Origin of the sequence: Clostridium sp. chh4-2, assembly GCF_002899675.1 — a bacterium.
GTDB lineage: Bacteria > Bacillota > Clostridia > Lachnospirales > Lachnospiraceae > CHH4-2.
The window spans coordinates 1-13,897 of record NZ_PKUU01000014.1 but is presented as its reverse complement, the minus strand read 5'-3'; the positions used below and the strand labels follow the sequence as shown (position 1 = coordinate 13,897).

Below are 13,897 nucleotides of genomic sequence, written 5' to 3'. Positions count from 1 at the left end.
TTGCTAACTCATATGGTATGTAGTACACTGATCATATTACAATTAATGTGTATCAACAAATTAAGGAGGTATTAAATGGCTAAATTTCGTATTTGCAGACATTGCGGCAATCTGGTTGGAATGATCAATGACTCAGGGGTAACGATGATATGCTGCGGGGAACCCATGGAAGAACTGACCGCAAACACCACGGAAGCTGCTCATGAAAAACATCTGCCCGAGGTTACGGTTGAAGGGGATACGGTTTCCGTTAAAGTCGGAAGTGTGGATCATCCTATGGTACCGGAACACTATATTGAATGGATCTATCTTCAGACGGAACACGGCGGACAGAGAAAGGCATTGAACCCAGGGGATGCTCCTACGGCAGTATTTTGCGTTGCGGAGGATAAACCGGTTGCTGTTTTCGCCTACTGCAACCTTCATGGACTCTGGAAAACGGATTTGTAATTCTTTGTTTTTACATCAAGGGTGAAGGCATTTTCGAAAATGCCTTCACCCTTTAAGTTAAAACGTGAAGGCTTTTCTGAAAATGCCTTGAGGATTAATGTAAAACGTACCCGTCTACATTTTATCTTACTCTTCCCATATTTCCATTATTATTTTATGAAAATTTTAGTATTTTATATAATCTTTATATACTAAATCATTTTATTTCCCTTTATTTTCTTGCATTTATTTCTCAAAATGATATACTGTTATATAAATAGTTTAAATTCAGAAAAGAGGAATATTTATGTTTGGTTTTTCAAAAGAAGCAACCGTAGAAAATTTGGAGAAGTTAGTACAGGGCAAAAAATGGGACAAGATAAAAAAGAATTATCTGAACGGTTCTCCTGAGACACGTATCAATTTGGCAAAAGCCTGTTCTACTTCAAGCAGCGATGATTCTGTCAATATTCTGACAGCCCTGTTGGATGCGCCGGAAGAAGCTGTGAAGATCGCCACGTTACAAGCGCTTGCAAAAGTTGGTAATGATCACTGTGTCACACAGATCCAGCATATGATTTCAAGTGTTTCCCCTGATCAGACTGAATTAAGAAATGAAATTCAGGCTGCGCTCAACGCTCTGCGCGGCAAACAATGATTTCATACAAGATACGCCAAGAGGCGGGAAAGAAACAAACGTTTCTCTCCCGCCTCTTGTCTTATACGGCTATTCATTACCGTTTATACCGGTCTTGATTCAGTCTCTTTTTGGCTTCTTCCACCGTTTCACCGTTTCTTGTAAGATAACGGCCTACAAAAATATCCTCGATTTTGATATAACCGTTAATAACGGTGTCTTCAATTTTCCCAAAAGTGCCGACAACTTTCTCTGCAATTTTATCGTTTGCTTTTATTAGCTTCGATCTTTCCATAACCCGTAACCCTTTCTTGACAATTTACTTATCACGGTTGTCTCGTCTTCACTCTTTTACGCCCTTAATCATTGGAATTAAACAAAGCAAAATGACAATTCCAACAAGACCAATCACAATACCCATAACCATTTTATCCCATACCATGCTGTAGCACATTCCAACACCCAGCGCTAAGGCGCCTGCTGCTCCGATGAGAACCGTAAAAACTGCTTTGGCCGAAAAATGAATCGGTTCTTTTTGTTCCATCTTTCTCCATATTAACAAAGTTATAAGCCCGAGAATCAGACCAATGCAGCCGAAAATAATGCCTGGTTTAAATGCATCCCACTCCGGGATGAGCGCCATGCACATACCGATTGCAAACATAACAATGCTGACGGTTCCCAGCACCATTGCGATAAAACTACTTTTTTTCATGTAAAGCACCTCCTATTTTTTTGATTAAATCAACTGTTGTTGTTTTAATCTGAATATAGTATAATGCTTTAGAGGTCTTAAAAACAATCATCAATTTGTCTGTAAGTGTTGAGATAAAGGAGTTTTATGAATACACCAAACAACAAACGAAAAAAAGAGTCCATAGAGCGAATTGAGAAGGTCTTTATCGATCTTCTCCAAACAAGAGAGCTGAATGAAATCAGCGTATCAGATATTTGCAAACGGGCCGGATTAAACCGCACCACATTCTATGCAAATTACACCGATATTTATGGATTGGCCGATTCTATACGGGATAAATTGGAAAACAATCTGTCTGACCTGTACCAGAATGAAATTACACAGGGATTTAATAGTAACAATTATCTGAAATTATTTTACCACATCAAAGAAAACCAGATTTTCTACCAAACATACTTCAAGCTTGGATATGACAACAATTATAAAATCTTCACTTATGATACTGCTCTCGCAAGGGAACATTTTCAGAATAAGTTTATTGAATACCACATGAAATTCTTCAAAAGCGGCATTACGGAAGTCATAAAGTTATGGCTGCAAAACGGCTGCCAGGAAAGTCCCGAAGATATGTTTGAGATTATAAAAAGCGAATACCGGGGGCGGGTTAAGTAGCCCATCAATTTATTGTATCCCGTAGGGCGGGTAAGCACTGTAATTTTACAAATCGCAGTGCTTATTTTTGTGCTGTTAATAAGCAGCATTCCGGAATCCGTTATTTTTCACCGCCTGCACGCTTCCCAGTTCCTCCAACGGCACTTTTGCGATCCGGCCTGCGGCCTCCGCTTTTTCTTCATCTGTCAGATCGCCGAAACAGATTTCCTGGTCATTTATCATAAGAATGCTGGTATATGTCATTTCTTTCACTTTAACCGCCCCCTCTCTGATAAATTGTATGTTCACCTGTTTGTACTTGTTGACTATATGTATTTTTTGAATCTCTTTTCACATACACTCAACAAGGAGATGATTAAATGATAAATCAAAGAGACCCTATACCCACATGCGTTCAATCGAACGGCGTCTTAACCGGCGCCGCCTACATCCGGGTCAGTACGGACGGCCAGATGGATTTGAGCCCGGAATCGCAGCTGGACGAAATCTTAAAATATGCCGAAACTCACGGTATCCGCCTTCCCGACGAATACATTTTTATGGAATCAGAAGGGCGCAGCGGAAAAAAGGCGGATAACCGGCCGGAATTTCAGCGCATGATCGCAACTGCAAAAACAGTGCCGAAACCATTTGATTGTATTCTGGTGTGGAAATTCAGCCGTTTTGCCCGCAATCAGGACGAAAGCACCTTTTATAAAGGGATGTTAAGAAAAAAGCTGGATATCGACGTGATCAGCATATCCGAGCCGGTTCTGGACGGCATGTACGGCAGACTGATCGAAATGATCATTGAATGGCAGGATGAATTCTATTCTTATAATCTGGCCCAGGACGTTTTTCGCGGCATGAAGAAAAAAGCACTGAATGGGGGGAGTCAAAGCCGGCCTCCTCTCGGTTACCGCATTCCCTATCACAATGCCGGTCCGGAAATCGTTCCGGAGGAAGCTGCGGTAATCCGATTGATTTTCAATCAGTATGTAAATGAGAAAAAAAGCATTTACGCCATCACCAGATTTTTAAACAGCCAGGGGATGAAAACCGGCCAGGGAAATCCTTTTGAAAAGCGCTCCGTCGAATACATTCTTCAAAATCCCGTTTATGCCGGCATCATTCGGTGGAACCGGACCTGCGGGGAAACACATTCCATAAAAGATCCGTCCCAATGGATTGTCAGCAAAGGCATCCATCCTCCCATCATTTCAGAAGAATTATATAATAAAGCAATGCTCCGCTATACTCATGATACGCGCCGGAAAAATTCCCAGCCGGCAGAAGCCGGCAAACACTGGCTCAGCGGCCTGCTGAAATGTTCCTGCTGCGGCCGTTCGCTGTCGGCCTGTATCCGGCACAGAAAAACATGTGACTGTTACACCTTTCAGTGCTATGGATATTTAAAGGGAAAATGCTCTCATAACAGTTACGTTTCAGAATCCTCCGTCGCCCCCGCCGTATTAAAATCTTTAAACGAGATTTTAGAAAACAGTACGGTTACATACGAATTAACGCGCTCTAAGGAAAAGTCAGAAAACCTTCAGCTGGATCTGCTGAACCAGGCGCTTGCCAGGCTGCCGCTGAAAGAAAAGCGGGCGCGGGATGCCTATATGGACGGAATCGATACAAAAGAAGAATACCGGCAAAACAAGCGGACTCTTCAGTCGGAACGGGAACAGCTTCTCCGCTCCATCTCCCAGCTTCAAAACGCCCAGGTCCAGCTCCACTGCGAAACAGCTCCTCCTCAAAATCCGGAACAGATTCATAACATAATCGATATCCTCCAATCAGACCGCTTCTCCATGCAGCAGAAAAACCGCGCCCTGAAAAGCATCGTCGATAAAATCATTGTGGACCGGGACAAAATGCATATTGATATCTATTATCACCTTTACAGATAATTTGCTCAGAAGGTCATTCAGCCGGCAGTAAAATGCCCATACGTATACGCATTCCCCATTTGGATGACCCAGTGGGGCTCCTGCTCCCTCGGCGAGCGGGGCTACAGCCCAATCGAGATTCTCCGGCATTTTTACGGCGACAGCATCTATATCAATACAGCGGAACAGATCTCCGGCATTCCCGCATCATGGCCCGGTTATGATCTGACCATCGGCGCTTCCGGCCCCAAGGTTCAGCAGGTCCAGGAACAGTTAGACGCCATCGCCACCGTATACAGCGCAATACCACATATAAACCCGGACGGAATCTACGGCCCGGCGACAGCAGCCGCAGTCAGAGAGTTCCAGTCCATCTTCGGGCTTCCTGTCACCGGAGTCATCGACTTTGCTACCTGGTATAAAATCTCCCATATTTATGTGGGAATTACCAGAATCGCAGAATTAAATTAGATCATGAACTAGAATACACCAAAAAGGGAGATGCCGGACACATCTGTGCCCGACTTCTCCCTTTTCCTCTTTCCTCTTCTGCAGTCCTATCAAGTCCGGACTAATTTTCATCCCCAAACCTCAAGGTAGCGAATAAAGCTGCCGCAAAAAATACCATTCCTGTGACGAAATCCAGCAGGCCAAATTTTGACCATGGAATTGCGGACAGGATTACCATAGGGGAAGACAGCACAAGGCCCAGAATCGCGCTGTATGTAACACTCTCATACCGTTCAAACAGCCACAACAGAACCTTTGCGCATAAAAACATGCCGGTCATAATCCCAAGTCCCAAAGGAATCAGGCTTTTGCTGCAGATCCAGGCGCCTGCCAGATCTCCCACAGCGGCGGCCCGGACGAATCCATTGATCAGAGCAAGCAGCGGCCGGTAATAGCCCAGCATCATAAAGATCATGGTTCCGCTCACCCCAGGCACAATCATGCTGAACGCGCCCACAATTCCCAGCGCATACAGTATAACCACCTGCTTTACGTTCAACGTCAGAATCACGTCTATCCCCTCTGTCCGCTCCATGCAGCCCATCAAAACTGCCAGAGCAAAAGCTGCGAATAAAATGAGATAAGATGATTTTTTCCCGTCTTTTCTGACCGCTCTCCTTGAAACAGCCGGAATGCCTCCGAGAATTAAACCGATGAATGTCAGATTCGTCTGAAGCGGCCAGACTTCAAACAGCCACTCAATCACAAAGGACAGCCCCAGCACCCCGGACACCGCTCCAATCACATAGGGCAGCAGTGTTTTTATACTCCTTTTCGTATCCTTTAATACCTGTGATATGGCTGACAGGATCTGATCGTAGACTCCCATGGAAACCGCCAGGGCGCTGCCGCTCACTCCGGGCATAATGTTGGCCACGCCTATGACCATGCCCTTTAAAACCTCGCTCACATATTCCATTGCACTCCCTCCAAATCAAGCCTTATTTTTCAGCATCATGATTTGAGCGCATAAAAATAAGGCATCTTATGATGCCTTATTCTATGCGGGAATTCAGATATTATAACCTCTGGCCTTCAAATAGTTCTTAATCGTATCCACCGTGCCGTCGATTCCTATCTTGGATGTATTGATGATAATATCGTAATTATCAAAATCCTCCCAGCTTCTTCCTGTATAATAACGGTGATAATCCCGCCGTTCTTTGTCAATCCGTTTAATATTCTTCAGCACATCTTTAGGGGCATACAGCTCTTTCTCAGTGATGCGGGCAATCCTCTGCTCCAAATCTGCATAGAGGAAAACTCTCACAAGACCTTCCATGTCCTCCAGCACATATTCCGCACAGCGGCCTATGATCACACAGGATTCTTCTGCCGCCAGCCTTTTGATGACTGCGGACTGGAACCGGAACAGATTATCTGAGGATACCAGATCAGATCCATAAGAAGGTTCTGATTTCTCCGGAGTCAGACTGCTGACAATACGGTACAAAAGTTTGTTGCCCGCTCTCTCATCATTCAGATGAAAATAGCTTTCTTTAATCCCGCTTTCGTCGGAATCCATGCGCAGAATGTTCTTGTCATAGAAATTCACATTCAGTTCCTTCGCCAGTTTCTTTCCTACTTCGCGCCCTCCGCTGCCATACTGTCTGCCGATGGTAATAATCAATTTTTTATCTTCCATAATTGTCCCCTCCTGATCCATTTGAGAAACAACCGGTTACTCCTTAATTATACCATAAAGCCCTCCGGCAGGGAACTGTTTATGCGCTATAGGCGGTGAAAGAGGTCAGGCGCGGACCATAAATGTATTGTATCCGTAGTTACGCAGGTTCTGTTCCATCCGGGCCGCATTATCCAGGCTGAGAAACGCCCCTACCCTCACCTTGTAATAATCGTCTTCATACACAAGAAATGCCGGGAATCCTTCATCCTGAAGCTTTTCAAGCATCTGCTGAGCCAGCTCCTGATCTCTGTAAGCGCCTGTCTGAATCTGATAATATTCCGGCAGTGCAGTTTCTTCCGCATCTATGGCAGCCATGATCCCTTTGGCGATCCCCTCCGCTATAGCCTCAAAATTGCGGTCGAAAAATAAATTATCCGCCTCATTATCAATAAATCCCACCTCTACCAGAACTGCCGGCATCCTGGTCCGGCGGAGCACCACCAGCCCCGGCCTCTCGATAATTCCCAGGTTCGCAAACCCCACTTCCTCTAATGCGGAGTTGATATTTTCCGCCAGCAAATTGGCAGTTCCCGTATTTTCAAATACCAGGCTTTCTGCTCCTGATCCGGTCGTCGGGGTGGGCATGCCATTCCTATGGATGGAAATAAAGTAATCCGCATTGGAACGGTTCGCCATCTCCGCCTTTTCAAACGGCGTATCATAGGTGTCATCCACCCTTGTATATAAAACCCTAACATTTTGACCCTGCAGCACTTTTCCAACCTCCAGCGTCAGGTTTAATGCATCGTTTTTTTCCTGTCTGCCGAAATAAGATGCACCCGGATCTCTTCCGCCATGCCCGGCATCCAAAACCACTAATTTCTGTCTGGCCACTTAAACTGCTCCTTTCACATACTTCTATGTACTATTACTGTATGTGAAAGCTTGAAAATGTTGCCATTTCCTATTCCCTGACATCCACTCCCCGCGGTCCCACATGGGTGGAAAATACGATTTGTGTGCTGGTCTTTCCATACTTTTGAAGCTGACCGATAAAGATATCCAATTCCATGGTGCTTTGAAACGCCACCTTCAGAAGCATGGAATAGTCGCCGGTCACACAATTGCATTCCAGCACATTGGGCACCTCCTGTGCATATGCATAGAATTTAGGTTTATCTTCAGGAACTACGTCAAGATTGATAAAAGCGATGATATGATAGCCCAGTTTCATAGGATCTACCGCGGCATGATATCCTGAGATAATCCCATCCTTTTCCAGCTTTTCGATTCTGGCGGAAACTGCCGGTGAGGACAAAAATGTCTTCTCTGCAATTGTCTTTAACGAAGTTCTTGCATTACCCTGTAAAATTTTAAGTATCTTTCTATCAATATCATCCATACTGCTCTAATCCTCCTGATCTGCCGCATATGTAAAACGAGAAAGAATCCCGCCCGAAGGGCTTTTTATATCATAGGAGCGTTTTCCTATGATATAAAAAAAGCGTACAAACCCATCAGGGTCCGAACGCTTTTGCTCGTTTCGCTTCAATATTTTTTCTAAAAGCTAATATAACTGTTTCTTTTCCAGTTGTCAACCTTATTTTTTAAAGATTGATATTTATATTTTTAAGGATTGATGTTTATTTCACCATGAAACACTTCCACTGCAGGTCCCGTCATGTATACATGATTTGACTCGCGGTCCCATTCGATCATCAAACTGCCTCCTTTTAAGGCGACTTCCACCGCATTGTCCGTGTACCCCATCAGAATGCAGGCCACCGCACTGGCTGTCGCCCCCGTACCGCAGGCCCACGTCTCTCCGCTGCCCCGCTCCCATACCCTCATCTTAATATGGCTCCGGTCGATCAGCTGGATAAATTCGGAATTCACCCGGTCCGGAAAACGGGGATGATTTTCATAGGACGAGCCGATCCGTTCAAGATCCAGGGCATCCGTATCCTCAGTAAAATAGACGGCATGAGGATTTCCCACGGAAATACCTATAAATTCCTGTTCTTTTCCGTCCACAACAATCTTTTCGGGCAGTTCGGAGGTGAGTTCCGGCACGCCTAAATCAACTTTCACGCCGGTTACGGTGTCGCCGTCTAAAGTCAGTTCCAGGCGTTTGATTCCGCCCTTAGTTTCCACCAGCATCTCCTTTTTTCTGACAATCCCGTGCTCATATGCATACTTTCCCACGCACCGGATTCCGTTGCCGCACATCGCGCCTTCGGAACCGTCCTCATTAAACATGCGCATCCGGCAGTCCGCCAAGTCGGAGGGACAGATCAGGATCAGGCCGTCCGAACCAATTCCAAAATGGCGGTCACTGACCATGACGGCTGTTTTCTCCGGGTCTTTTACCTCTTCTTCAAAACAGTTGACGTAGACATAATCATTGCCGATCCCCTGCATCTTTGTAAATTTCATATTGGTCCTCATTTCTATGCTAATACTAGAGATTAATTAAACTCATCACCATCTGGGCAGTTTCCACCATATTGGTTCCGCTGTCCATGCTGCACTTTTGTATGTATCTGTGCGCTTCCATCTCTGTCATGTTATTTCGTTCCATCAAAAGAGCCTTGGCCTGTTCAATCAGGCCGGCCTCCTCTTCACTACGTTCCTTCGGCTGCTGCCTCTGCTTTTTCTTTCGTCTGGTCTGGGCCTGGATCATCATCTCAAGTGTGCTCACCAGATCATGCACCTTCAGCGGCATCGGCAGGCAGACGACCCCCTCCGGCTCATGGCCGGCCCATCTGCTCGGTGATGCAACCAACAACATCTCAAATCCCTTAGGAAGGCAGTCCTTTAACTCCTGATACTGCATATCTTCAAACCGATACCCGCTTACCACAATCCCATCATTCAGGCTATCTGCATTATTAAGTGCCTGCGCACCGGACGTACAAACAGCGATTACTTGAAACCCGCTTCTCATCAGTATATTCTTTATACTTTTCGCATCTTCTGGTTTTGAAAATGCTACTATTACATTGGTCACATTCTCACCTCCAAGTAATCGAAATTAAAAGAAACAGGCACTTAAAATTTATATAAGTATTCCCCTATTTCCCAATCGGTTACCTGGCTGCGGAAAATACGCCATTCCTCTTCTTTTGCTTCTAAATATTTGGTATAAATATGTTTTCCCAATACTTCCTGGAAAAATGTATCTTCACGGAACGCTTCAATGGCTTCCCCTAATGTTTCCGGAAGCTGGTCAATTCCTCTCTCTCTGCGCTCTTCCTCCGTCATGTCATAGATATTCTCATTGACGCTTGCCGGCGGAGTCATCTCTTTCTTGATTCCGTCCAGTCCGGCCGCCAGGCATGCCGCCAGAGCAAGATAAGGATTCACCGCAGAGTCAGGGCTTCTCAGCTCCAGCCTGGTACTCCTTCCTCTGGAACATGGGATGCGGATCAGCGGGCTTCTGTTGGAGTTGGCGGACCATGCGATATACACCGGAGCATCGTATCCCGGCATCAGTCTCTTATAGGAATTCACAAGCGGATTTGTTAGAATCGCCATTCCCTTCATATGGTACAGCACTCCGGCCAGGAACTGATATGCGGTTTTGCTCAGTCCCAGCGGATCATTTTTATCTTCAAATATATTATTGCCAAATTCGTCGGCTAAAGACATATTCACATGCATTCCGGAGCCATTTACACCTGCTTTTGGTTTCGGCATGAAAGTGGCGTGAAGGCCATGGCGCTTTGCTATGGTTTTTACGGCCATTTTAAACGTCATAATGTTGTCGGCGGTCACCAGGCATTCCGCATATTGGAAATCAATCTCGTGCTGGGCCGGAGCGATCTCATGATGGGACGCTTCAATCTCAAATCCCATATCTTCCAGATTAAGAACAATATCCCTTCGCACATTTTCCGCCAGATCAATGGGACCCACGTCAAAATAACCGGCCATCTCATGTGTTTTTGTCGTCGGCCGTCCCTCTTCGTCGGTATGGAATAAAAAGAATTCGCATTCCGGTCCCACATTAAATGTAAAGCCCATATCCTTAGCTTCTTTTATCACCTTTTTCAGCACATAGCGGGGATCTCCCTCAAACGGGGTTTGATTGGGACGGTAAACGTCGCAGATAAACCGAGCCACCTTCCCCTGCTGGGGCCTCCAAGGAAATATCTCAAATGTATCCAGATCCGGATGTAAATACATATCGGATTCTTCAATCCTCACAAATCCCTCAATCGACGACCCGTCAAACATGCATTTATTATCCAATGCCTTTCTCAGCTGGCTGACTGTAATCGCCACATTTTTCAGCATGCCGAAAATATCCGTAAACTGAAGACGGATAAACTCCACATCTTCGTCTTCCACCATGCGGATGATATCCTCTTTACTGTATTTGCTCATTCTTTCCTCCATCCCGCCGCACAAGCAGCATTTTAATCAGCAGAAACCTGTTTTACAAAAATATGGTCTCTTGATCCGGCCATATTCACAGGGTTTTTACAAAGAATCACCTAAAACAAAAAGGATGTTCAATAAGGTCATTGAAACACCAATGACCTTAAATGTAACACCCTTGTTCCATGTGTAAAATATAACAGTTGACTTTTCATTTGTCAATATTTTCGTTTAAATTTATAACTGTCTTTTATAATTCAAAGCGCGGATTGCGTTCAGTATCGCCAATACGGAAACTCCCACATCGCCAAATACAGCGGCCCACATCGAAGCATATCCCAAAGCGACTAAAATCAAAACCAGGATCTTAACGCCAATCGCGAATATGATATTCTGTTTTACAATTCCCATGGTCTTTCTGGCGATCTGTATGGCATCCACGATCTTAGACGGCTCATCGTTCATGATTACAACGTCCGCAGCCTCCACAGCCGCGTCTGATCCGATTCCGCCCATCGCGATTCCCACATCCGCCCTTGCGAGTACGGGCGCGTCATTGATTCCGTCACCGACAAAAGCCAGTGTCCTGTCGCCGTGCTCACCATTTAAAAGTTCTTCTACTTTGTTCACCTTATCGCCCGGAAGCAGGCTTCCGAACACTTTATTGATACCAAGTTTATCTGCGACCGCTTTTCCTACTTCTTCCTTGTCGCCGGTAAGCATAACCAGGTTCTTCACCCCATGTCTGCGAAGACCTGCAAGGGCATCCGGCACATCCTCACGAATCTTATCAGAAATGATAATTGCACCCAGATATTCATTTCCCCTTGTCAGATACAAGGTGGTTCCAATCAGGCTCTGATGGGCAGAAGCATTCACTCCCTGTTCCTTCATCATCTTCTGATTTCCAATATAGATCTCGGCATTTTCCCCATTGATCTTTAACGTTGCATGAACTCCCTGTCCCGGAATCTCCTCTATGGTTTCTACTTCATCTCCATTAATGGTTTTGCCATAGGCCTCTTTTACCGACAGAGCAATGGGATGATTGGAATAAAATTCTCCCATAGCCGCGATCTTCAAAAGCTCATCTTTTGAAAGAAGCACCGGCTCCACGCCAGTCACTTCGAATTTTCCCGTAGTCAGGGTTCCTGTCTTATCAAATACTACCGTATCCAGCGTGGATACTGCCTCCAGATAGTTGCTGCCTTTCATCAAAATACCATTTTTTGAAGCGGCGCCCAAACCTCCGAAGAAGCTTAGAGGTACGGAAATCACCAGCGCGCATGGACAGGAAACGACCAGGAAACTGCAGGCCCGGTAAATCCAGACCGACCACTCTTCCCCCAGCAGAAGCGGAGGAACAATCGCCAGCACCAGTGCCAGAATCACCACGATCGGAGTATAAACTCTTGCAAATCTGGTGATAAATGCTTCCGCTTTCGCCTTTCTGGAACTGGCATTTTCCACAAGCTCCAAAATCTTGGCAACTGTGGAATCATCGAACAGTTTCGTCACCTTCACTTCCAGTACGCCGTTCAAATTGATGGAGCCGCTGACAATATCAGCCCCTTCTCCCACTTCAACCGGCATGGATTCACCGGTCAGAGCCTTAGTATCCAGGCTTGAGTTTCCCTTTGTCACAATTCCGTCCAGAGGGACTTTTTCTCCCGGCTTTATCACGATGGTATCACCGATCTCCACTTCGTATGGGTCCACCTGTTCTTCCTGTCCGTCTCTTAACAGATTGGCATATTCCGGGTTAATATCCATCAGTTCCGTAATGGACTTTCTGGACTTATTCACAGCATAATCGCTGAATAATTCTCCTACCTGATAGAAAAGCATTACCGCAACGGCTTCTTCCATAGCGCCTACGGCAATCGCTCCAAATGTGGCGATGGTCATTAAAAAGTTTTCATCAAATATCTGTCCGCTCTTAATATTATGCGCTGCTTTCAGAGGAATATCATATCCTGCGGCCAGGTAAGAAAGAATAAATGGAATCCATGCCAGAGACGTTTTTCCCTCCATCATAAATCCTACAGCCAGAAATACAGCGCTCACCAGCAGACGTATTACCATCTTTTTTTGTTTTTTTGTCATACTATCACCAGTCCTGTTGTCATATTGTTATTAGTCTGCTCACGAATACTCAAAACAAACCCTTCCATCAGCGGATTACCTTAAATTCTGCTTCCGGTTCAATCTTATCTGCCAGTACTCTGGCCGCTTCCACGATGCGGTCCTCTTCTCCGTCTTCCGCTTCGATAACAAGGCGCTGAGTCATAAAACTTAAACTGGCTGACTTCACTCCGTTTAATTTTTTAACGCCTTCTTCAATTTTGGCCGCACAGTTTGCACAGCATAATCCTTCTAACTTAATTATTTTTTTCATATAAGACCTCTTTCCCCGCTTCCTGCGGCTTGTCATTGTAATATTTTATTCGCTGATATGTTCCATACCTTGAGCTAAAATTGTCTGGATATGGCCGTCTGCCAAACTATAAAACACGGTTTTGCCATCTCTTCTGAACTTCACAAGGCGCATCTGCTTTAACACCCTCAGCTGGTGGGAGATCGCTGACTGCCCCATCTGCAGCAATGTTGCGATATCACATACGCACATCTCCGACTGGCTCAGCACATATAAGATCTTAATTCTGGTCGAATCACCGAATATCTTAAAAAATTCCGCCAGATTCATCAGCTGGCCTTCGTCCGGCATCACCTTCACCACCCGGTCCACAATATCCTCATGCACATGCATAAATTCACAGGAATCGGCTTCCAGTTCCAGTTCTTCTCTCTTATCCTCAGTCATCTAACTCCTCCTCTTCTTCATCTATATTCTTTCATTCATCATATGAATAACTGTTCATATGTTTATATTATCACTTTTTTCTGTTTTGTCAACAGGATTTGTAATTTTTTTAACTTTAATAGCGGAGGGACACACGGAATCAGGAGGAGGAGCCGGAAAGAAGGGAGCACCCGGGCAGTCGGCAGGAATGAAAAAACATAGGTGATCAATTGCAGACCCTATGTTTTTTCATTCCTGCCGACTGCCC

The 13,897-nt window shown here is 45.2% G+C and carries 17 protein-coding genes and 1 pseudogene; 5 read left to right on the top strand and 13 right to left on the bottom strand.

From position 1 onward, the window contains the following. Nucleotides 1-75 precede the first annotated feature (75 nt). Both C0033_RS15260 and C0033_RS15255 read left to right on the top strand, forming a co-directional pair. Complete coding sequence (locus C0033_RS15260; RefSeq protein ID WP_103228752.1) at nucleotides 76-450, top strand: desulfoferrodoxin family protein; 375 nt, start codon at nucleotides 76-78, stop codon at nucleotides 448-450. Nucleotides 451-736: 286 nt separating this feature from the next. Further along, complete coding sequence (locus C0033_RS15255; protein WP_103228751.1) at nucleotides 737-1,087, top strand: HEAT repeat domain-containing protein; 351 nt, start codon at nucleotides 737-739, stop codon at nucleotides 1,085-1,087. A 76-nt stretch (nucleotides 1,088-1,163) separates the two neighbouring features. Here C0033_RS15255 and C0033_RS15250 read toward each other — a convergent pair whose 3' ends face one another. Both C0033_RS15250 and C0033_RS15245 read right to left on the bottom strand, forming a co-directional pair. Beyond that, nucleotides 1,164-1,361 (bottom strand): hypothetical protein, encoded by a 198-nt coding sequence (locus C0033_RS15250; RefSeq protein WP_103228750.1) that lies wholly within the window; start codon nucleotides 1,359-1,361, stop codon nucleotides 1,164-1,166. 48 nt (nucleotides 1,362-1,409) lie between these two features. Continuing rightward, nucleotides 1,410-1,781 (bottom strand): hypothetical protein, encoded by a 372-nt coding sequence (locus C0033_RS15245; protein WP_103228749.1) that lies wholly within the window; start codon nucleotides 1,779-1,781, stop codon nucleotides 1,410-1,412. A gap of 126 nt (nucleotides 1,782-1,907) precedes the next feature. On the opposite strand from C0033_RS15245, the gene C0033_RS15240 reads away from it, so the two are divergent. Then, nucleotides 1,908-2,435 (top strand): TetR/AcrR family transcriptional regulator, encoded by a 528-nt coding sequence (locus C0033_RS15240; protein WP_103228748.1) that lies wholly within the window; start codon nucleotides 1,908-1,910, stop codon nucleotides 2,433-2,435. Nucleotides 2,436-2,510: 75 nt separating this feature from the next. On the opposite strand, the gene C0033_RS27095 is transcribed toward C0033_RS15240, so the two are convergent. Next, the gene (locus C0033_RS27095) at nucleotides 2,511-2,687 is read right to left on the bottom strand and encodes a hypothetical protein (protein WP_180994757.1); all 177 of its coding nucleotides are present in this window, start codon (nucleotides 2,685-2,687) and stop codon (nucleotides 2,511-2,513) included. Between the two features lie 107 nt (nucleotides 2,688-2,794). On the opposite strand from C0033_RS27095, the gene C0033_RS15235 reads away from it, so the two are divergent. Then, nucleotides 2,795-4,327, top strand: a complete 1,533-nt coding sequence (locus C0033_RS15235; RefSeq protein WP_103228747.1) for a recombinase family protein — start codon at nucleotides 2,795-2,797, stop codon at nucleotides 4,325-4,327. A gap of 60 nt (nucleotides 4,328-4,387) precedes the next feature. Beyond that, nucleotides 4,388-4,777 (top strand): annotated as a pseudogene (locus tag C0033_RS15230) (peptidoglycan-binding protein); the annotation flags it as partial. A gap of 100 nt (nucleotides 4,778-4,877) precedes the next feature. Here C0033_RS15230 and C0033_RS15225 read toward each other — a convergent pair. The 10 genes from C0033_RS15225 to C0033_RS15180 form a co-directional block, all read right to left on the bottom strand. Next, nucleotides 4,878-5,735 carry a DUF368 domain-containing protein gene (locus C0033_RS15225; RefSeq protein WP_103228746.1) on the bottom strand — a complete coding sequence of 286 codons (858 nt, stop codon included), beginning with the start codon at nucleotides 5,733-5,735 and terminating at the stop codon, nucleotides 4,878-4,880. A gap of 93 nt (nucleotides 5,736-5,828) precedes the next feature. Further along, the gene (locus tag C0033_RS15220) at nucleotides 5,829-6,461 is read right to left on the bottom strand and encodes a cytidylate kinase-like family protein (RefSeq protein WP_103228745.1); all 633 of its coding nucleotides are present in this window, start codon (nucleotides 6,459-6,461) and stop codon (nucleotides 5,829-5,831) included. Nucleotides 6,462-6,566: 105 nt separating this feature from the next. Then, entirely contained in the window at nucleotides 6,567-7,337 is a 771-nt protein-coding gene (locus C0033_RS15215) for an N-acetylmuramoyl-L-alanine amidase (RefSeq protein WP_103228744.1), read from the bottom strand. A 70-nt stretch (nucleotides 7,338-7,407) separates the two neighbouring features. Then, nucleotides 7,408-7,845: an Lrp/AsnC family transcriptional regulator gene (locus C0033_RS15210; protein ID WP_103228743.1), complete on the bottom strand. Its 438-nt coding sequence runs from the start codon at nucleotides 7,843-7,845 to the stop codon at nucleotides 7,408-7,410. Nucleotides 7,846-8,072: 227 nt separating this feature from the next. Continuing rightward, a complete protein-coding gene (gene dapF, locus C0033_RS15205; RefSeq protein ID WP_103228742.1) occupies nucleotides 8,073-8,879 on the bottom strand; it encodes a diaminopimelate epimerase in 807 nt (268 codons plus the stop codon). A gap of 25 nt (nucleotides 8,880-8,904) precedes the next feature. After that, nucleotides 8,905-9,453 carry an ANTAR domain-containing protein gene (locus C0033_RS15200; RefSeq protein ID WP_103228741.1) on the bottom strand — a complete coding sequence of 183 codons (549 nt, stop codon included), beginning with the start codon at nucleotides 9,451-9,453 and terminating at the stop codon, nucleotides 8,905-8,907. Nucleotides 9,454-9,494: 41 nt separating this feature from the next. Then, nucleotides 9,495-10,832 carry a type I glutamate--ammonia ligase gene (gene glnA, locus C0033_RS15195; RefSeq protein ID WP_103228740.1) on the bottom strand — a complete coding sequence of 446 codons (1,338 nt, stop codon included), beginning with the start codon at nucleotides 10,830-10,832 and terminating at the stop codon, nucleotides 9,495-9,497. A gap of 231 nt (nucleotides 10,833-11,063) precedes the next feature. After that, nucleotides 11,064-12,932 carry a heavy metal translocating P-type ATPase gene (locus tag C0033_RS15190; protein WP_103228739.1) on the bottom strand — a complete coding sequence of 623 codons (1,869 nt, stop codon included), beginning with the start codon at nucleotides 12,930-12,932 and terminating at the stop codon, nucleotides 11,064-11,066. Nucleotides 12,933-12,999: 67 nt separating this feature from the next. Continuing rightward, entirely contained in the window at nucleotides 13,000-13,224 is a 225-nt protein-coding gene (locus tag C0033_RS15185; protein ID WP_103228738.1) for a cation transporter, read from the bottom strand. A 45-nt stretch (nucleotides 13,225-13,269) separates the two neighbouring features. Further along, the gene (locus tag C0033_RS15180; RefSeq protein ID WP_103228737.1) at nucleotides 13,270-13,650 is read right to left on the bottom strand and encodes a metalloregulator ArsR/SmtB family transcription factor; all 381 of its coding nucleotides are present in this window, start codon (nucleotides 13,648-13,650) and stop codon (nucleotides 13,270-13,272) included. Nucleotides 13,651-13,897: the final 247 nt, after the last annotated feature.